General features: G+C 72.2%; 15 protein-coding genes and 1 pseudogene. 5 read left to right on the forward strand and 11 right to left on the reverse strand.

The features are described 5' to 3' along the window. Positions 1-246: 246 nt before the first annotated feature. From ACZ60X_RS21195 to ureA, 4 genes are read right to left on the reverse strand one after another with little or no spacing between them, the layout of a single operon-like run. A complete protein-coding gene (locus tag ACZ60X_RS21195; RefSeq protein ID WP_469600532.1) occupies positions 247-849 on the reverse strand; it encodes a TetR/AcrR family transcriptional regulator in 603 nt (200 codons plus the stop codon). A gap of 17 nt (positions 850-866) precedes the next feature. After that, complete coding sequence (locus ACZ60X_RS21200) at positions 867-1,907, reverse strand: agmatine deiminase family protein (RefSeq protein WP_469600535.1); 1,041 nt, start codon at positions 1,905-1,907, stop codon at positions 867-869. A gap of 11 nt (positions 1,908-1,918) precedes the next feature. Next, complete coding sequence (locus ACZ60X_RS21205) at positions 1,919-3,643, reverse strand: urease subunit alpha (RefSeq protein ID WP_469600537.1); 1,725 nt, start codon at positions 3,641-3,643, stop codon at positions 1,919-1,921. Next, positions 3,640-4,341, reverse strand: a complete 702-nt coding sequence (gene ureA, locus ACZ60X_RS21210) for an urease subunit gamma (protein WP_469600539.1) — start codon at positions 4,339-4,341, stop codon at positions 3,640-3,642. The genes ACZ60X_RS21205 and ureA overlap by 4 nt, the downstream gene beginning before the upstream one ends. A gap of 154 nt (positions 4,342-4,495) precedes the next feature. Between ureA and ACZ60X_RS21215 the strand changes: the two genes are divergently transcribed. Continuing rightward, positions 4,496-5,932, forward strand: coding sequence for a cytosine permease (locus ACZ60X_RS21215; protein ID WP_469600542.1), 1,437 nt, complete (start codon positions 4,496-4,498; stop codon positions 5,930-5,932). Between the two features lie 142 nt (positions 5,933-6,074). Here ACZ60X_RS21215 and ACZ60X_RS21220 read toward each other — a convergent pair whose 3' ends face one another. The 3 genes from ACZ60X_RS21220 to ACZ60X_RS21230 all read right to left on the reverse strand — a co-directional run bounded on the left by ACZ60X_RS21220 (position 6,075) and on the right by ACZ60X_RS21230 (position 8,656). Continuing rightward, a complete protein-coding gene (locus ACZ60X_RS21220) occupies positions 6,075-7,163 on the reverse strand; it encodes a branched-chain amino acid aminotransferase (RefSeq protein WP_469600544.1) in 1,089 nt (362 codons plus the stop codon). A 247-nt stretch (positions 7,164-7,410) separates the two neighbouring features. Further along, positions 7,411-8,454: a 3-isopropylmalate dehydrogenase gene (locus ACZ60X_RS21225; protein WP_469600547.1), complete on the reverse strand. Its 1,044-nt coding sequence runs from the start codon at positions 8,452-8,454 to the stop codon at positions 7,411-7,413. Between the two features lie 70 nt (positions 8,455-8,524). After that, entirely contained in the window at positions 8,525-8,656 is a 132-nt protein-coding gene (locus ACZ60X_RS21230; RefSeq protein ID WP_158925129.1) for a hypothetical protein, read from the reverse strand. A 422-nt stretch (positions 8,657-9,078) separates the two neighbouring features. On the opposite strand from ACZ60X_RS21230, the pseudogene ACZ60X_RS21235 reads away from it, so the two are divergent. Then, positions 9,079-9,327 (forward strand): annotated as a pseudogene (locus ACZ60X_RS21235) (NADP-dependent oxidoreductase); the annotation flags it as partial. A gap of 7 nt (positions 9,328-9,334) precedes the next feature. Here ACZ60X_RS21235 and ACZ60X_RS21240 read toward each other — a convergent pair. Then, positions 9,335-9,874: a GNAT family N-acetyltransferase gene (locus ACZ60X_RS21240; protein ID WP_469600551.1), complete on the reverse strand. Its 540-nt coding sequence runs from the start codon at positions 9,872-9,874 to the stop codon at positions 9,335-9,337. Positions 9,875-9,944: 70 nt separating this feature from the next. Between ACZ60X_RS21240 and ACZ60X_RS21245 the strand changes: the two genes are divergently transcribed. Then, entirely contained in the window at positions 9,945-10,820 is an 876-nt protein-coding gene (locus ACZ60X_RS21245) for an alpha/beta fold hydrolase (RefSeq protein WP_469600554.1), read from the forward strand. A gap of 77 nt (positions 10,821-10,897) precedes the next feature. Here the strand turns inward: ACZ60X_RS21245 and pruA are convergent, their stop codons facing one another. Both pruA and ACZ60X_RS21255 read right to left on the reverse strand, forming a co-directional pair. Then, entirely contained in the window at positions 10,898-12,529 is a 1,632-nt protein-coding gene (pruA, locus tag ACZ60X_RS21250) for an L-glutamate gamma-semialdehyde dehydrogenase (RefSeq protein ID WP_469600556.1), read from the reverse strand. A gap of 49 nt (positions 12,530-12,578) precedes the next feature. Further along, positions 12,579-13,505, reverse strand: a complete 927-nt coding sequence (locus ACZ60X_RS21255) for a proline dehydrogenase family protein (RefSeq protein ID WP_469600558.1) — start codon at positions 13,503-13,505, stop codon at positions 12,579-12,581. A 164-nt stretch (positions 13,506-13,669) separates the two neighbouring features. Between ACZ60X_RS21255 and ACZ60X_RS21260 the strand changes: the two genes are divergently transcribed. Next, positions 13,670-14,971: a PucR family transcriptional regulator gene (locus ACZ60X_RS21260; RefSeq protein WP_469600561.1), complete on the forward strand. Its 1,302-nt coding sequence runs from the start codon at positions 13,670-13,672 to the stop codon at positions 14,969-14,971. A 24-nt stretch (positions 14,972-14,995) separates the two neighbouring features. Here ACZ60X_RS21260 and ACZ60X_RS21265 read toward each other — a convergent pair whose 3' ends face one another. Continuing rightward, positions 14,996-15,574 (reverse strand): TetR/AcrR family transcriptional regulator, encoded by a 579-nt coding sequence (locus ACZ60X_RS21265; protein WP_469600564.1) that lies wholly within the window; start codon positions 15,572-15,574, stop codon positions 14,996-14,998. A 98-nt stretch (positions 15,575-15,672) separates the two neighbouring features. Here ACZ60X_RS21265 and ACZ60X_RS21270 point away from each other — a divergent pair, with 98 nt between their 5' ends. Beyond that, entirely contained in the window at positions 15,673-17,202 is a 1,530-nt protein-coding gene (locus tag ACZ60X_RS21270) for an MFS transporter (RefSeq protein WP_469600566.1), read from the forward strand. Positions 17,203-17,359: the final 157 nt, after the last annotated feature.

Below are 17,359 nucleotides of genomic sequence, written 5' to 3' on the forward strand. Positions count from 1 at the left end.
GCCCTCGCCGACCACTACGGCCCCGGGCGCCCCGAACCCGACGTGGTGCCCCCAGCACGGCGGCGGCGGTACGCTCCTCGGCCACTTCGGCCAGGACGCGGCGAGCCTGCTCACGACCCGCCTCGCCGCGATGGCCCTGGGCGCGGTCCCGTCCGTCGCGGCGGCGTGGTGGCTCCTCCCGGTCCCCGCCGGAGGCGAAGGTGGGCGAGAGCGTGCGGAGCGGGCCGGTGGGGTGCGAAGGGGTGATCAGGCCACGAGGGCGTCCTCGATGAACTCCCGTACGTGGGCGAGGACCTGCTCGCGGTCCGTGCCCCGCAGGCCGATCGCGACGTGGATGGAGAAGCCGTCCAGCAGCGCGCGCAGCCGCGCCGCGAAGCGGTCGGCGTCCACCGGGCGGAACTCCTCCCGCGAGATGCCCTCGGCGATCAGCGCGACCAGATCGCGGTGCCACGCCCCCTCGATCGCGGCCTGGCGGGCGCGCGCGTCCTCGTCGGCGTTCTGCGAGCGGTTCCAGACCTCCAGCCACAGTGTCCAGTGGGGGTCGCGGTGGCCGTCGGGGACGTAGAGGTCGACGTAGGCCGCCAGACGTTCGCGCGCGGTGCCGGGCCGGGTGAGGAGGCGGCCGCGCTCGGCGCCCAGCCGGCCCTCGCTCCACTCCAGGGCCTGGAGCAGCAGCTCGTCCTTGGAGCGGAAGTAGTAGAGGAGATGGCCGCTGCTCATCCCGACCTCGCGGCCGAGCGCCGCCATGGTGAGCTTCTCCAGACCGCGTTCGGCGATCATGCCCATGGCGGCGGCGAGCACCTCCTCGCGCGGCGGCGCGTTCCTGCGCGCCCGTGCCGCACCGGCCATCGGTCTCTCCTACACGCTCATACCTTCGGCTGCTGCTGGGTGATGCAGTGGATGCCGCCGCCACCCGCGAAGATCGTACGCGCGTCCACCAGGGTCACCGTCCGCTCGGGGAAGAGGCGGCGGAAGATCCCGGCGGCCGGCTCGTCGCGCGGGTCGTCGAAGCCGCACAGCACCACGCCGCCGTTGCACAGGTAGTGGTTGATGTAGGAGTAGTCGGCCCAGTGGCCGTCGGCCTCCAGGACGGTCGGCGCGGGCACCTCCACGACCTCCAGGGCGCGGCCCCGGGCGTCCGTCTGGGAGCGCAGGATGCCGATGACCTCCCGGGTGACCTCGTGGTCGGGGTGGGCCGGGTCGGGCTGGGAGTGCGCCACGACGACGCCGGGCCGGGCGAAGGCGGCGACGATGTCGACGTGGCCGAGGGTGCCGAAGCCGTGGGGCGGGTAGTCGCCGGTCAGGCCGCGCGGCAGCCAGATGGCCTTGCTGGTGCCGAGGTGGGCGTGGATCTCGGCCTCGACCTCCTCCTTCGACCAGTGCGGGTTGCGCTCCGGGCCGAGCTGCACGGTCTCGGTGAGCAGCACGGTGCCCTCGCCGTCGACGTGGACCGCGCCGCCCTCGTTGACGAGCTGCGAGGCGTACGTCCTCGCGCCCGCGAGGTCGGACACGTACGCGGCGATCTTGGCGTCGTGCTCCCAGCGGGCCCAGTCCTGGGCCCCCCAGCCGTTGAACGTCCAGTCGACGGCGGCCAGTTGGCCACGGCCGTCGGTGAGGAAGGTCGGGCCGATGTCGCGCATCCAGGCGTCGTCCAGGTCCCGCTCGACGGTGTCGACGTCCGGGCCGAGCAGGGCGCGCGCCTCGGCGGACTGGCCGGGGCCGCACACGACCGTCACCGGCTCGAAGCGGCGGACCGCGCGGGCGACCGACGCCCAGGCGGCGCGCGAGGCGGCGAGGTCGTCCGGGTCCTCGAAGGTGGGGTTGGGGCCCGGCCACGCCATCCAGGTGCGCTCGTGCGGCGTCCACTCGGCGGGCATGCGGAAGCCGTCGGCGGCGGGGGTGTTCATGCGGGGGTCCTTCACAGGAAGTAGAGGCGGTTGAGGGAGACCGAGTCGGCGGGCCGCGAGCTGAGCGGGTCGCCGTCGAGGGTGACCAGGCCGGTGCGCCGGTCGACGTCGACCGCCCCGATCCGGGCGTTGAGGCACAGGTCGGCCGGGCCGATCCCGCGCGTGCCGCGCACGGCGACCCGGCGGCGGCGGGTGGGCATCCGGTCGCCTCCCTGCTCGGCGGCGGCGCGGGCGACGAACGCGACCGAGAGGTCGGCGGGGGTCGCGCCGTACGCGCCGAACTGCGGCCCGAGCACGAGGGGTTCGCAGGTGTCCGTGGCGGCGTTGGGATCGCCGACGACGCCGTAGGCCGGGAAGCCGGACTTGAGCACCAGCTGCGGCTTGGCGCCGAAGTACTCGGGGCGCCACAGGACGATGTCGGCGAGCTTGCCGACCTCGATGGAGCCGACCTCGTGGGAGAGGCCGTGGGCGATGGCCGGGTTGATGGTCAGCTTGGCCATGTAGCGCAGGACGCGGGCGTTGTCGTCGCCCTCGCCGTCGCCCTGCAGCGGGCCCAGCTCGGCCTTCATCTTGCCGGCCATGGCGAACGTGCGGCGCACGGTCTCCCCGGCGCGGCCCATGCCCTGGGCGTCGGAGGAGGTGATGCCGATCGCGCCCAGGTCGTGCAGCACGTCTTCGGCGCCCATCGTGCCGGCCCGGATGCGGTCGCGGGCCATGGCCGCGTCGCCGGGCAGGTCGGGCTTGAGGTCGTGGACGGAGACGATCATGCCGTAGTGCTCGGCGACCGCGTCCCGGCCGAAGGGCAGGGTGGGGTTGGTGGAGGAGCCGATGACGTTCGGGACGCCGGCCATCTTCAGCACGTTGGGGACGTGTCCGCCGCCGCAGCCCTCGATGTGGAAGGCGTGGATCGTCCGGCCCTCCAGCACCCGCAGGGTGTCCTCGACCGACAGGCATTCGTTCAACCCGTCGCTGTGCAGGGCCACTTGCACGTCGTGTTCCTCGGCGACGCGCAGGGCGGTGTCCAGGGCGCGGGTGTGGGCGCCCATGTCCTCGTGCACCTTGAAGCCCGAGGCGCCGCCCTCGGCCAGGGCCTCGGTCAGCGGGGCGGCGGACGAGGAGGAACCCCGGCCCAGGAAGCCGATGTTGACCGGCCAGGCGTCGAAGGCGTTGAAGGCGTGGCGCAGCGCCCAGGGCGAGTTGACGCCGACGCCCCACACCGGGCCGAACTCCTGCCCGATGATCGTGGTCACGCCGGAGGCGAGGGAGGCCTCCATGATGCGCGGCGACAGCAGGTGGACATGCGTGTCGACGGCACCGGCGGTGGCGATCAGCCCCTCCCCGGAGACGATCGACGTCCCGGTGCCGACGACGACGTCCACGCCGTCGAGGGTGTCGGGGTTGCCGGCCCGGCCGATCGCGCAGATGCGCCCCTCGCGGATGCCGATGGACATCTTGCGGATGCCCTGCACGGCGTCGATCACGACGACGTTGCTGATCACGACGTCGCAGGTGTCGCGGACGGCGGCGGCCTTCAGGTGCAGTCCGTCGCGGGCGGTCTTGCCGAAGCCGGCCAGGAACTCGTCGCCGTAGGCCTGGGAGTCGGACTCGACGCGGACGGTCAGCCCGGAGTCGCCGAGGCGGATCCGGTCGCCGGCGCGGGGGCCGTGGGTGGCGGCGTAGGCGTGCGGGTCGACGTGGACCGCCCGGCTCACCTCGCGTCCCTTCGAGCGGCTCATCGTTCCTCGCCTCCGTCCGTCGTCGCCCCCAGGTATCCGCAGGCGGCGGCCCTGCGCAGCGCCTCCTGCCGGGCGCCGGGCGCGTCCAGCGGCCCGTCGACCAGTCCGGCGAAGCCGATCGCGATCCGGTCGCCGCCGATGGGCACGAGCCCGACCTCCTCGCTCTCGCCCGGCCCGAACCGCACCGAGGACCCGGCGGGGACGGCGAGCCGCATGCCGTAGGCCCGCGCGCGGTCGAAGTCCAGGCGCGGGTTGGCCTCGAAGAAGTGGAAGTGGGAGGTGACGGAGACCGGCACGCTCGCGGTGTTGGTGACGGTGAGGCGCACGGCCGGCGCGGGGTCGGCGTGTCCGGGTCCGGGCAGCAGCGCGCCCGGACCCCGCTCGCCGAGGCCGCCGCCCGCGATCGGGTCGGAGACCACCGCGAGCCGCGAGCCGTCGTCGAAGACGGCCTCGACCATCACCTCGGTGACGACGTCCGCGACGCCCGGCAGCACGTCGTCGGGGCCGAGGACGGACCGGGCCGCCTCGATGGCCTCGGCGAGCCGCCTGCCGTCCCGTGCCGCCTCGCAGACGGTGTCCGCGATCAGCGCGGTGGCCTCGGGCACGTTCAGCCTGAGGCCGCGCGCCCGGCGGGCCCGGGCCAGCTCGGCGGCGCCGAAGAGCAGCAGCCGGTCACGCTCCGTGGGGGTCAGTCGCACGACCCGACACCTCCTTGCTTCCTACCTTGCCTCTCGCATTAGAGCGTCACTCTAAACCTTAGATTCAGGGATGGGAACCATTGACATCAGATATCAGGTCGCCGACATTGAACGTCGCTCTAACTTTCCCGTGGCCGTCGAAGGAGACCACGCCATGCCGATCGAACAGCGCGGAGTCGACACCATCCCGGACGAGGAGCGGACCAGCGGTCCGCGGGACCTCGTTGCGATCCTGCTCGGCTCCAACCTCTGCCTCGGAGTGATCATCTTCGGCTGGCTACCGCCGTCCTTCGGGCTCGGCTGGTGGGCGTCGGTGAGCGCGATCGCGGCGGGCACGCTCGTCGGTACGGCCGTGACGGCCCCGCTGGCCCTGATCTCCCTGCGCACCGCGACCAACCTGTCCACCTCCTCCGGCGCCCAGTTCGGCGTCCGGGGCCGGCTCGTGGGCTCGGTCGTCGGTCTGCTGCTGGCCCTCGGCTACACCGCGCTGACCGTGTGGATCGGCGGGGACGTGATGATCAGCGTGCTCGGCCGGATGGTCGCACTGCCCGCGGACGGGGTGTCGTACGCCGTGGTCTACGCCGTGCTCGCCGCCGCCACCGTCGCGGGCGCGGTCTACGGCTACCGGGTGCTGCTCGGCATGTCCAAGGTGCTGTCCATCGGCATGACGGCCCTGCTGGCCCTCGGAGTCGTCGCCTACGCCCCGCACTTCACCACCGCGGCGCTGCCGGGCGCGGGCGGCCTGCTGCTGGGCTCGTTCTGGCCGACCTGGTTCCTGGCCGCCGTCGCGGCGGGCCTGTCCGGGCCCATCGCCTTCATCACGCTGCTCGGTGACTACACCCGCTACATCTCGCCGTCCCGGCACTCCGGCCCCCGCGTGCTGCACGGAACCTGGCTGGGCCTGCTCCTGGGACTGCTGGTGCCGCAGCTGTTCGGCACCTTCACGGCGTACGCGGCGAAGGCGGCCACCGACTACGCGGGCCCCCTCGTCACGGCCTCCCCCACCTGGTACCTGATCCCGCTGCTGCTGTCCGCCTCGGCCGGCTCGGTCGGCAACGCCGGTCTGATGCTGTACTCGATGGGCCTGGACCTGGACGCGATCCTGCCCAGGGCCTCACGGGCGCGGGCCACCTGCACGGTCGCCGTCGTCGCCACGGCCTGCGTCTTCGTGGGGCACTACGCCTGGAACGCCCAGTCGGCGATGACGTCCTTCGTGCTGCTGCTCACCGCGATCGGCACCCCGTGGGCCGTCATCACCCTGATCGGCTTCGCCCGCTGCCGCGGTGTGTACGACGCGGACGCCCTGCAGGTCTTCAACCGCCGTTCGCGGGGCGGAATCTACTGGTACCGGGCGGGCTGGAACGTCCGCGCGACCGCCTCCTGGGCACTGGGCGCCGGGGTCGGCCTGCTGGCGGTCTCCCTGCCGTCGTACCAGGGCCCGTTGCTGCACCTGACCGGCGGGGTGGACTGCAGCTTCCTGCTGTCGGGGGCGGTGGGCGGGGTGGTGTACCTGCTGCTGACGGCCGGTGAGGGACAGGCGAGGGCCGCCACGGAACCCGACGACGAGTCCGAGGCGGCCCTGAGCGTGTAGCGCCCGAGGGGGCGCGGGGCGGTATCCGGCATGCGGCCGCCGCGTGGGCGCGACCGGCCACGACGGCGCCGCAGACGAACGACGGCACCTCGCGGCACTGCCGAGCGGGGCGCTGAGCGGCCCTGAGCGGGTCCGGCGACCGTCAGCCGATCCTGTGCATCCAGCCGTGCTTGTCCTCGGCCGTCCCCCGCTGGAGGTCGAGCAGGGCCCGGCGCAGACGCAGGGTCACCTCGCCCGGCTCTCCCCCGCCCTGCCGCCACTCGGCCGAGGCCCGCTTCACCGTGCCGACCGGGGTGATCACGGCCGCGGTGCCGCAGGCGAAGACCTCGGTGAGGGTGCCGTTCTCGGAGTCACGCTGCCACTGCTCGACCGAGACGCGGCACTCCTCGGAGGTGTAGCCGAGGTCGCGGGCGACGGACAGCAGCGAGTCACGCGTGACGCCCTCCAGGATGGAGCCCGTGAGGGTCGGGGTGACGATCTTGTCGCCGTACACGAAGTACAGGTTCATGCCGCCCAGTTCCTCGACCCACCGGTGCTCGACCGCGTCGAGATAGCAGACCTGGTCGCAGCCCTTGGCGGCGGCCTCGGCCTGGGCGAGCAGGGACGCGGCGTAGTTGCCGCCGGTCTTGGCGTCGCCCATGCCGCCGGGCACGGCACGGACGCGGTCCTCGGAGACCCAGATGGACACGGGCTTGACGCCGCCCGGGAAGTAGGCGCCGGCCGGCGAGGCGATGACGAGGAACAGGTACTCGTTGGACGGCTTGACGCCCAGGCCGACCTCGGTGCCGATCATGAACGGGCGCAGGTACAGGGACTCCTCGCCGCCGTGCGCGGGCACCCAGTCGATGTCCTGCCGGACCAGCGCGTCACAGGCCTCGATGAACGTCTCGACCGGCAGCTCGGGCATGGCGAGCCGCTTGGCGGAGCGCTGGAAGCGCTTGGCGTTCTGGTCCGGACGGAAGAGGGCGACCGAGCCGTCGGGCTGGCGGTAGGCCTTCAGGCCCTCGAAGATCTCCTGGGCGTAGTGCAGGACGTTGGTCGCCGGGTCGAGCGGGATCGGCGCGTACGGAACGAGCTGCCCGTCGTGCCAGCCGCGGCCCTCCGTCCACTTGATCGTCACCATGTGGTCGGTGAAGTGGCGGCCGAAGCCGGGGTTGGCCAGGATGGCCTCCCGCTCGGCGGCGGCGAGGGGGCTGGCGGAGGGCTTGAGCTCGATCGTGGGCGTCGTCATGAGTGGTTGTCCTTCACCGGTTGTAGTGACCGGGCCGCGCTCACGCCCGCACCGGCTTCTCAGCCGGTGCTAGGACGTCCGAGCTTTCCCTCATACCGCGGCTCCGCGTTCGATTATCGCGCGGGGGCTGCGGCGGACGGAATCGGGGTGAGAGCGGCCCGAGGCTTGATGGTGGCACCCGGCGGGGACATGGGGAAGCCGCCGGGTGGTCGTCCGACCCGGCGGCTTGTCGTGGTGGCGCGCCGGGTCAGCCGGCTACTCGCGCGGCGAGCGCGTCGCCGATCTCGGACGTGGAGCGGGCGGGTCCCGCCGCGCGCTCGGTGAGGTCCGCGGTGACGGCCGCCTCGACGCGGCCGGCCTCGGCGTCGTAGCCGAGGTGACGCAGCAGCAGGGCGACGGACAGGACCGTGGCGGTGGGGTCGGCCTTGCCCTGTCCGGCGATGTCGGGCGCGCTGCCGTGGACCGGCTCGAACATCGAGGGGAACTCGCGGGAGGGGTTGATGTTCCCGCTGGCGGCCACGCCGATGCCGCCGGAGACGGCCGCGGCGAGGTCGGTGATGATGTCGCCGAAGAGGTTGTCGGTGACGATCACGTCGAACCGGCCCGGGTCGGTGACCAGGTAGATGGTGGCCGCGTCGACGTGGATGTAGTCGGTGGTGACCTCGGGGAACTCCTTCGCCACCTGGTTGAAGACGTTCGTCCACAGGTGGCCGGCGAAGGTCAGCACGTTGTTCTTGTGGACCAGCGTGAGCTTCTTGCGCGGGCGGGCCTGGGCGCGGGCGAAGGCGTCGCGGACCACGCGCTCGACACCGTAGGCGGTGTTGACGGAGACCTCGGTGGCGACCTCGTGCTCGGTGCCCTTGCGGATGGTGCCGCCGTTGCCGGTGTACGGACCCTCGGTGCCCTCGCGGACGACGACGAAGTCGATGCTCGGCTCACCGGCGAGCGGGGTGGCGACGCCCGGGAGCAGTTTGCTCGGCCGCAGGTTGACGTGGTGGTCGAAGGCGAAGCGGAGCTTCAGCAGGAAGCCGCGCTCCAGGACGCCGGACGGCACCGACGGGTCGCCGATGGCGCCGAGCAGGATCGCGTCGTGCTGCTTGAGGGCGTCGAGGTCGGCGTCGGTGAGGGTCTCACCGGTGGCGTGGTACCGCTTGGCGCCGAAGTCGTACTCCTTCGTCTCCAGCTTCACATCCTGCGGAAGCACCGCGGAGAGGACCTTGAGACCTTCGGACACGACTTCCTGGCCGATGCCGTCACCGGGGATCACTGCGAGATTGATGCTGCGAGACATGCGGGCACCCTACTTCCAGTCCCAGGTGATGACACGCGATGTCCGCGATGCGGACACCGTGTCGGTGCGCTCAGTGGCCGGTCTCGCCGCCGTTGTCACGGCGGTCGAGGGCGCGCTGGAGGGCGGCGGCGGCGTTCTTGCGGTCGGCCTCGCTCGTGCGGGACACGTGGCGGACGCGGCGGCGGACGGTCGTCTCGGCCATGGGAATCGACTCCTTCGGCAAACGGGGAGCACGCTGCGGGATTGCGAGACGCCGGAAGGGGCGGGGAGCGCACGGCCGCAGGGGTTGCCTGCCTCGGGCCCGGCTCACGACCGCCATTCGCTGGATCGAGCGATGCGTTCGGCTCCTACAAACGTAAGCGAGCGACCTGCTCCTGTCTGCACAATTACTCGGACTTCCTACTATCTGAGACGGCGACCCGCATCACACCGCTCTGAGCTGGACTTTCGTGCGTTCGAGTGAACGTGACGCAAGGGCGCGCAGGGTGCGGATGAGCGCCCGTACGGCGGTGGCGGCGGCGAGGGGCGCGGTGGTGACGTAGCCGACGGAGCGGTACGGCCGTCCGGGCCCGAGGTCGGTGATCCCGACGGCGGGCGGCGCACCGGCGAGCGACAGTGCCGGCGGACGCCCCGCCGGTCGTGTTCCATCACTGCGATGCGGTGGAGAAGCGCCTGCGCATCGAGGGGTTCCTGGTGAGCGACCACCAGGACGCGCAGGAGGAGCTGTACGACTTCGCCGTGCCGCACCTGCGCAGCGGGGCGCTGGTGGCGGACGAGACGGTGGTCGACGGGTTCGAGCGGATCGTGGAGGCGTTCCTGCTGATGCTGCGCGGCGGAAACACGGGCAAGATCCTGGTGCGGGCCGTTTGCTGACGTTCCGTCAGGTGACGTCACCGTCCCGCCAGTCGAGCACGAACTCCCCGCCGGGGTCGAGCGCCCCGGCGAGCGCCGGCCGGACGTACACGAAGCCCTCCTCCTCCGTCAGCCGCACGATCCCGTCCGGGGAGAGGGCGTGCAGCCGGCCGGGCCACCGCTGCCAGCCGCGCGCGGCGTACAGCCGGGCTCCGTCCTCGCTCGCGGCGAGCGCGCCGAGGTCGTAGGCCCGGTCGATCACCCGCTCCAGCTCCGCCATCACCCGCCCGCCGAGCCCCGCGCGCCGCACGTCGCCGCGCACGGCGACGGCCTCGACGTACCCGGTGCGCAGCCAGCGCCCCCGGTGCCGCACGCGCCGCATCACCACGACCCCGTGCGCGGCGAGCCCGGCCCGGTCCTGAAGCAGCGCATGCATCCCGCCGAGCCCGTGGTCCCAGTCCTCGTCGGAGAAGTCCCCCTCGAACGCGTCGTCCAACAGGGCGCGGGCGGCGGCCAGTTCACCCGGTTCGAGATCGGCGGTGTGGGCGACGCGCAGTCGGATGGTCATGCCTCCATGATGCCACCTAACCCCTGAAATCATCTTGACCGGTTAGGTCATGAGGTGCTGCACTTCTCCCATGCCGACCCACCAGGTGCACCACCGCACCGTGACCGTCCGCGGCCTCGACGTGTACTACCGCGAGGCCGGGCCCGTGGACGCCCCCGTCCTGCTGCTCCTGCACGGTTTCCCGAGCAGCTCGCACATGTTCCGCGAACTGATCCCGCTGCTCGCCGACCGCTACCGGGTGATCGCCCCGGACCACGTCGGCTTCGGGCGCTCGGCGACGCCGGACGCCGCCGAGTTCCCCTACACCTTCGAGCAACTGGCCTCGCTCACGGGGGAGTTCACCGAGCTGCTGGGGCTCGGGCGGTACGCCCTCTACGTCCAGGACTACGGCGCTCCGATCGGCCTGCGCCTCGCCCTGGCCCACCCCGGCCGGGTCACCGCGATCGTCACGCAGAACGGCAACGCCTACGAGGAGGGGCTCGGCACCGAGGCGTGGGCCCCGGTGCTGGCGCTGATCGAGAAGCGCGCGCCCGAGACGGAGGCGCCGGTGCGGGAGATCTACACGCTCGACGGCGTCAAGTGGCAGTACCTGCACGGCGTCACGGACCCGACCCTGGTCAGCCCCGACGCCTACGAACACGATGCCGCCGGGCTGGGCCGCCCCGGCCAGGCGGCGATCCAGCTGGATCTGATCGCGGACTACGGCTCCAACTTCGCGCTGTACCCGGTGTTTCACGAGTACTTCCGCGAGCGCCAGGTCCCCCTGCTCGCGGTCTGGGGCGCCCACGACGAGATCTTCGTACCAGAGGGGGCACTGGCCTTCCGGCGGGACCTGCCCGAGGCTGAGATCCATCTGCTGCCCACCGGTCACTTCGCGCTGGAGACGCACGTGGACCAGATCGCGCGGCTCATGACCGGCTTTCTGGACCGGCGGCTGCCCCGCTGAGAGTCCAGGCATGGCGACGGGCCGGCAAGCCCGCTCGGTGTCGGGCTTGCCGGCCCGCGTTCACGGGGGGGCGAGGATCAGCCCATGTGCGGGTACGTGTAGTCGGTCGGCGGGACCAGCGTCTCCTTGATGGCGCGGGTCAGGGTCCAGCGCAGCAGGTTCTGGGGGGCGCCGGCCTTGTCGTTGGTGCCGGAGGCGCGGCCGCCGCCGAAGGGCTGCTGGCCGACGACGGCACCGGTCGACTTGTCGTTGATGTAGAAGTTGCCGGCCGCGTAGCGGAGCTTGTCCATCGTGTACGCCGCCGCCGCGCGGTCGTTCGCGATGACCGAGCCGGTCAGGGCGTAGTCGGACACCGACTCCATCTGCTCCAGCATCTCGTCGTACTTGTCGTCCTCGTAGACGTGGACGCCGAGGATCGGGCCGAAGTACTCGGTGCGGAAGACCTCGTTCTCCGGATCGGTGGAGACGATGACCGTCGGACGGACGAAGTAGCCGACCGAGTCGTCGTAGCTGCCGCCCGCGACGATCTCGCAGGTGGGGTCCTGCTTCGCCCGGTCGATGGCCGCCTTGTTCTTCGCGAACGCGCGGTCGTCGATCACGGCGCCGATGAAGTTCGACAGGTCGGTGACGTCACCCATGGTGAGGTAGTCGACCTCGGCCGCGAACTCCTCCTTGAAGCCGGAGTTCCAGATGGACGCCGGGATGTAGGCGCGGGAGGTCGCGCTGCACTTCTGGCCCTGGTACTCGAAGGCGCCCCGGGTGAGGGCCGTCTTCAGGACCGCGCGGTCGGCGCTCGGGTGGGCGACCAGGAAGTCCTTGCCGCCGGTCTCGCCGACCAGCCGCGGATAGGCGCGGTACTTCTCGATGTTGTTGCCGACCGTCTTCCACAGGTACTGGAAGGTCCTGGTCGAACCGGTGAAGTGGATGCCCGCGAGGTCGCGGTGCTCCAGGGCGACCTCGGAGACCGCGACGCCGTCACCGGTGACGAGGTTGATGACGCCCTTGGGCAGACCGGCCTCCTCCAGCAGCTGCATCAGCAGGACGGCGGCGTGGGTCTGGGTCGGGGACGGCTTCCAGACCACCACGTTGCCCATGAGGGCCGGAGCGGTGGGCAGGTTCGCGGCGATCGCGCTGAAGTTGAACGGCGTGATCGCGTAGACGAAGCCCTCCAGCGGGCGGTGGTCCAGGCGGTTCCAGACGCCCGGGGAGTTCGCCGGGGGCTGCTCGGCGAGGATCTGGCGGGCGTAGTGCACGTTGAAGCGCCAGAAGTCGACCAGCTCACAGGGGGTGTCGATCTCGGCCTGCTGGGCGGTCTTGGACTGGCCGAGCATGGTCGAGGCGGCGATCGTCTCGCGCCACGGGCCGGCGAGCAGTTCGGCGGCGCGCAGGATGATCGCGGCGCGGTCGTCGAAGGACATCGCGCGCCAGGCCGGCGCGGCGGCCAGGGCCGCGTCGATGGCGTCCCGCGCGTCCGCTTGCGTGGCGTGCCGGCCGGTGCCGATGACGGCCTTGTGGTTGTGCGGCTGGACCACCTGGAACGGCTCACCGCCGCCCATCCGCTTCTCGCCGCCGATGGTCATCGGCAGCTCGATCGGGTTCTCGGCCAGCTCCTTGAGCCTGGCCTCCAGCCGGGCGCGCTCGGGCGAGCCGGGGGCATAGCCGTGCACCGGCTCGTTGACGGGGGTGGGGACCTGGGTCACAGCGTCCATGAGATCCGTAACTCCTTGTACGTGAGCGGGTGTTGGGGCTTTCGGGGGCTCAGCCCTTGCTGACCATGCTGCGGAGGAAGAAGCGCAGGTTCGCCGGCTTCTCCGCGAGACGGCGCATGAAGTAGCCGTACCAGTCGGTGCCGTAGGCGGTGTAGACGCGCATGCGGTGGCCCTCGGCGGCCAGCCGGAGGTGCTCGTCGCCGCGGATGCCGTACAGCATCTGGAACTCGTACTCGTCGAGCTTGCGCCCGGCCTTGTGGGCCAGTTCCTGGGCGATGGCGATCAGGCGCGGGTCGTGGGACCCGATCATCGGATACCCCTCGCCCTCCATCAGGATGCGCAGGATCCGGACGTACGCCTTGTCTATCTCGTGCTTCTGCTGGTAGGCGACCTCGGCGGGCTCCTTGTAGGCGCCCTTGACCAGGCGGACGCGGCTGCCGGCGGCGGCGAGGCGGCGGGCGTCGGCCTCGGTGCGGAAGAGGTAGGCCTGGATGACGCAGCCGGTCTGCGGGAAGTCCTTGCGCAGCTCCTCGTGGATGGCGAACATCGAGTCGAGGGTGGTGTGGTCCTCGGCGTCCAGCGTCACGGTCGTGCCGATCGCGGCGGCGGCCTCCACGACCGGGCGGACGTTGGCGAGCGCCAGCTCGTGACCGCCGGGGAGCGCTTGGCCGAACATGGACAGCTTGACCGACATCTCGACCTTCTCGCCGAGCCCCAGGTCCTTGAGGTGGTCGATCAGCGCCAGGTAGGCGTCCCGGGCGGTGGTGGCCTGCTCCGGGGTGGTGATGTCCTCGCCGACGACGTCCATCGTCAGCTCCAGGCCCTTGGCCGTGAGGTCCGTGATGATCGGGACGATGTCGTCCACGCTCTCGCCGGGGATGAAGCGGTCGACGACCTGCTTGGTCACCGGGGCCGCCGAGATCAGGCGTCGCATCCGGTCGCTGCGCGACGCGGCGAGAATCACGGGACCCAGCACGGGGCACCTCCACAGACAAGCACCGAAGAGGCCGTCACCCGACGATTCGGGTACGGCACGGAGAACCACCGTGAAACCTAAGGATCCCTCCGATCCTGAGCCATCGACAGCTGTCACGCATCCGTGCACTGGATCTCAGACAGATGTATGAAGGCGGCTGGAAAATGAGGGAGAATGCCCGAGTGGCGGCGGATTTCAAGGGTTTCAAAGCCTTCAAGGGTGACTACCAGGAGCTGGTGGACGAGATCTCCGAGCTGCTGGGCGTGCCGGCGACGCTGGAGAACCGCGACTTCGAGCTGATCGCCTTCGGCGCGTACGACAGCGACGACGAGCTGGACCCGTCCGCGCTGGACCCGGTGCGCACCCGCTCGATCCTGACCCGGCGCTCCACGGCCACGGTCCGCTCCTGGTTCGAGGGCTTCGGCATCACCCGCGCGACCGGCCCGGTGCGCATCCCGCCGAGCACGGAGGCCGGGGTCTACCGAGGCCGGATCTGTCTTCCGGTACGCCACCGGGGTGTCGTCCTCGGCTACGTCTGGCTCCTGGACGGCGACCCGGGTCCGACGGACGCGCAGCTGACCGCCGCGATGCAGGTGGCCGGGCGGATCGGCGCCCTGCTCGCGGACGAGGCGGAGGCCGGGGCCGGGCTGAGCCGGGAGCTGCGGGCGGTGCTCAGCGCCGAGCCCGGCTGGCAGCGGGACATGGCGGTGGCGGACCTCCGTACGGCGCTCGGCCCGCGGGCCGACGGCCCGCACACGCTGATCTGCGTCGCGCCCTGGCCCTCGGCCGACCCGGACGACGCCCCGGCCGCCCGGACGGTCCCGCACGCCCTCGCGCTGTGCACGCTGCCCTGGGGCGCGGCGGGGCAGAGCCTCGCGCTGCTGGTCCGGCTGCGCAGCACGGAGGCGAGCGCACCGGCGCTGGCGGCGGCCACGCGCCTGCTGAAGGAGGCCGGGGCGGTGCGGGGGGCGGGCGCGGCGCGCGGGGCGGGGGCCCGGGTGGCCGCGGCGGCGGCCGCGGGGGTGGCGGGCGTGTCCCGCGCCGCCTCGGGCGCCGGGTACGCGGCCGGGATCGGCGACCCGCGCGCCGGGCTCGCCGAGCTGGGCACGATGTGGGAGCAGGCCACCGCCGCCGCGCGCGCCGCCCTGGCCGAACCGCGCTTCGGTCCGGTCGCGCAGTGGGCGCGCATCGGCCCCTACCGGCTGCTGACGGCCCTGCCGCCGCAGGTGGCGCACGATCCCGTCGTCGGCCCGCTGCTCACTTACGCCCACCGGGAACTCGCCCGCACGGCCGAGGCCTACCTCGACTGCGCGGGCCAGGCCGGCCGCACGGCCGCCGAGCTGGGCATCCACCGGCAGACGCTGTACTACCGCCTCTCCCGGGTCGAACAGCTGACAGGCCTGGACCTGGACGACGGCGAGGACCGGCTGCTGCTGCACATGGCGCTCAAGCGGGCCCGGTTGTGACACGGGCCGCGGCCGGACGCGCGGTCAGTTCGCCGTGGCCGCCTCGACGATCTGCCGCAGGCCCGCCGTGAGCGCGTCGCCGTCGGGGGCGGTCTTCGGGTCGAACGTCCACTGGGCGATGAGCCCGGTCATCAGCGTCATGTAGAAGCGGCCGAGGGTGTCGGCGGTCTCGTCGGACACCTTCTCCTCCGGCACGCCCTGGAGCATGGAGACGAGTCCGCGCCCGCCCTCGCGCTGCGCGCGGGCGAGGTGCTCGCGCACCTCCGGCATGTCGATGGTCATGACCTCCATGCTCAGCCGCCACATGGAGTCGGGCTCCCGCATGGTGCCGACGATGTTGGACCACACCTGCCGGAAGCGCTCCAGCGAGCCCGGCGCGCCGTCGAGCGCGGTGCCCCCGCTCCCGTCGAAGGCGCCGGACATGTTCTCCACGAGCGCGATGTAGGCCCGCGCGAGGAGCGCGTCCTTCGAGCCGTAGTGGTAGCCGATCGAGGCGAGGTTGGTCCCCGAGGCCTTGACGATGTCGCGTGCGGTGGTGCGCGCGAACCCCTTCTCCAGCAGGCAGCGCTTGGCGCCTTCGAGCAGATCCTCACGGTGTCCCATGCCGGTCACCCTACCCCTCGGGTCATACACGTGTCCTAGACGCATGACTTATACATTCGTTCTAGACAAGCGTTTAATACACGCGTACATTTCCCGGCATGACGAACCTGACGGGCACCACCCCCATCGCCGGCGCCGAGGGCGCCCGCGCCGGACGCCGTGAGTGGACCGCTCTCGGCGTGCTGATGCTGCCGCTGCTGCTGGTCTCGATGGACGTCTCCGTGTTGTACTTCGCGACACCCGCGATCAGCGCGGACCTCCACCCGAGCGGCACCCAGCAGCTGTGGATCTACGACATCTACGCCTTCGTCCTGGCGGGCCTGCTGATGACGATGGGCTCCCTCGGCGACCGCATCGGCCGCCGCAGGCTGCTCCTCGCGGGAGCCGTCGCCTTCGGCGGGGCCTCGCTCCTCGCGGCCTACGCCGGCAGCGCCGGAACGCTGATCGCGGCCCGCGCGGTCCTCGGCATCGGCGGCGCGACCCTGATGCCGTCCACGATGGCGCTGCTGCGCACGATGTTCACCGACCCCGCCCAGCGGGCGAAGGCGATCGGGCTGTGGTCCGGCGTGATGACCGGCGGCGTCGCGCTCGGCTCGGTGATGAGCGGCCTGCTCGTCGAGAACTTCTGGTGGGGCTCGGTCTTCCTGGTCAACCTGCCCGCGATGGCACTGCTGCTGGTCCTCGGCCCGGTCCTGCTGCCGGAGTCCAAGGACCCGCACCCCGGCCGCTTCGACCTGCTGAGCGTTCCGCTGTCGATGGCCGCCGTGCTCCCCGTCATCTACGGCCTGAAGGAGATCCCGTCCGAGGGCTGGCACCCGCTCTACGTCGTCTCGATCGCCGCCGGCCTGCTCTTCGCGGCCCTGTTCGTCCGGCGCCAGCGCACCTCGGCCTCCCCGCTGATCCCGCCGGCCCTGCTGAAGGGCCACGGCTTCACCCCGGCGCTGGTCCTGAACCTCGTCGCGGCGCTCGCCATGATGGGCTCGGCCATCTTCACCACGCAGTACCTGCAGTCGGTCCTCGGCTTCAGCCCGCTGTCGTCGGCCCTGTGGAGCCTGCTGCCCTCGGTCTTCATCGGCTTCGCCGGCCCGGTCACCGCAGCTCTGGTCCAGCGCGGCCTCCACCGGGCGTACGTCGTCTCCGCCGGCTTCGCGGCCATGGCGGCCGGATACTCGATGCTCGCCCTGCTCGGCACCGACTCGCTGTGGCTGGTGCTGGCCGGGGCCGGCGTCCTCGCCTGCGGGATGGTCGCGATCTCGTCCCAGCTGGTGGACCTCGCCCTGAGCAGCGCCCCGGTGGAGCGGGTGGGGACGGCCTCCTCGCTGCTGGAGACCAGCACGGAGTTCGGCGGCGCGCTCGGCATGGCGGTGCTCGGCTCCATCGGCACGGCGCTGTACCGCCACCAGATGCCGGCCACGGCCCCCGCCCCGGCCCGCCAGACCCTGGGCGGCGCCCTCGCCACGGCCGCCCACCTGCCGGGCCAGGCGGGTGCGTCCCTCCTCGCCACGGCCCGCGAGGCGTTCACCAGCGGGATGCGGGGCGCGGCGCTGGCCGGGGCGGTGATCCTCGTGTGCGCGGCGGTGGGCGCGGCGCTGGGGCTGCGGAGGATCGAGGTCAGGGACGGGAAGTAGGACGGCGGGAAAAGCGGCGGGGGGGGGGGGGGGGGGGGGCCCCCCCCCCCCCCGGGGGGGGGCGGGCCCCCCCCCCCGGGGGGGCGCCCCCCCCCCCCGGCCCCCCCCCCCCCCCCCCCCCCCCCCCCCCCCCCCCCCCCCCCCCCCCCCCCCCACG

This window comes from Streptomyces sp. NPDC104106, from assembly GCF_055584345.1.

Excerpts from the sequence above, each read along its gene's own strand:
- ACZ60X_RS21195 (WP_469600532.1), bottom strand. The coding sequence starts at position 849 with ATGGCCGGTGCGGCACGGGCGCGCAGGAACGCGCCGCCGCGCGAGGAG.
- ACZ60X_RS21200 (WP_469600535.1), bottom strand. The coding sequence starts at position 1,907 with ATGAACACCCCCGCCGCCGACGGCTTCCGCATGCCCGCCGAGTGGACG.
- ACZ60X_RS21205 (WP_469600537.1), bottom strand. The coding sequence starts at position 3,643 with ATGAGCCGCTCGAAGGGACGCGAGGTGAGCCGGGCGGTCCACGTCGAC.
- ACZ60X_RS21215 (WP_469600542.1), top strand. The coding sequence starts at position 4,496 with ATGCCGATCGAACAGCGCGGAGTCGACACCATCCCGGACGAGGAGCGG.
- ACZ60X_RS21220 (WP_469600544.1), bottom strand. The coding sequence starts at position 7,163 with ATGACGACGCCCACGATCGAGCTCAAGCCCTCCGCCAGCCCCCTCGCC.
- ACZ60X_RS21225 (WP_469600547.1), bottom strand. The coding sequence starts at position 8,454 with ATGTCTCGCAGCATCAATCTCGCAGTGATCCCCGGTGACGGCATCGGC.
- ACZ60X_RS21230 (WP_158925129.1), bottom strand. The coding sequence starts at position 8,656 with ATGGCCGAGACGACCGTCCGCCGCCGCGTCCGCCACGTGTCCCGCACG.
- ACZ60X_RS21240 (WP_469600551.1), bottom strand. The coding sequence starts at position 9,874 with ATGACCATCCGACTGCGCGTCGCCCACACCGCCGATCTCGAACCGGGT.
- ACZ60X_RS21245 (WP_469600554.1), top strand. The coding sequence starts at position 9,945 with ATGCCGACCCACCAGGTGCACCACCGCACCGTGACCGTCCGCGGCCTC.
- pruA (WP_469600556.1), bottom strand. The coding sequence starts at position 12,529 with ATGGACGCTGTGACCCAGGTCCCCACCCCCGTCAACGAGCCGGTGCAC.
- ACZ60X_RS21260 (WP_469600561.1), top strand. The coding sequence starts at position 13,670 with ATGAGGGAGAATGCCCGAGTGGCGGCGGATTTCAAGGGTTTCAAAGCC.
- ACZ60X_RS21265 (WP_469600564.1), bottom strand. The coding sequence starts at position 15,574 with ATGGGACACCGTGAGGATCTGCTCGAAGGCGCCAAGCGCTGCCTGCTG.
- ACZ60X_RS21270 (WP_469600566.1), top strand. The coding sequence starts at position 15,673 with ATGACGAACCTGACGGGCACCACCCCCATCGCCGGCGCCGAGGGCGCC.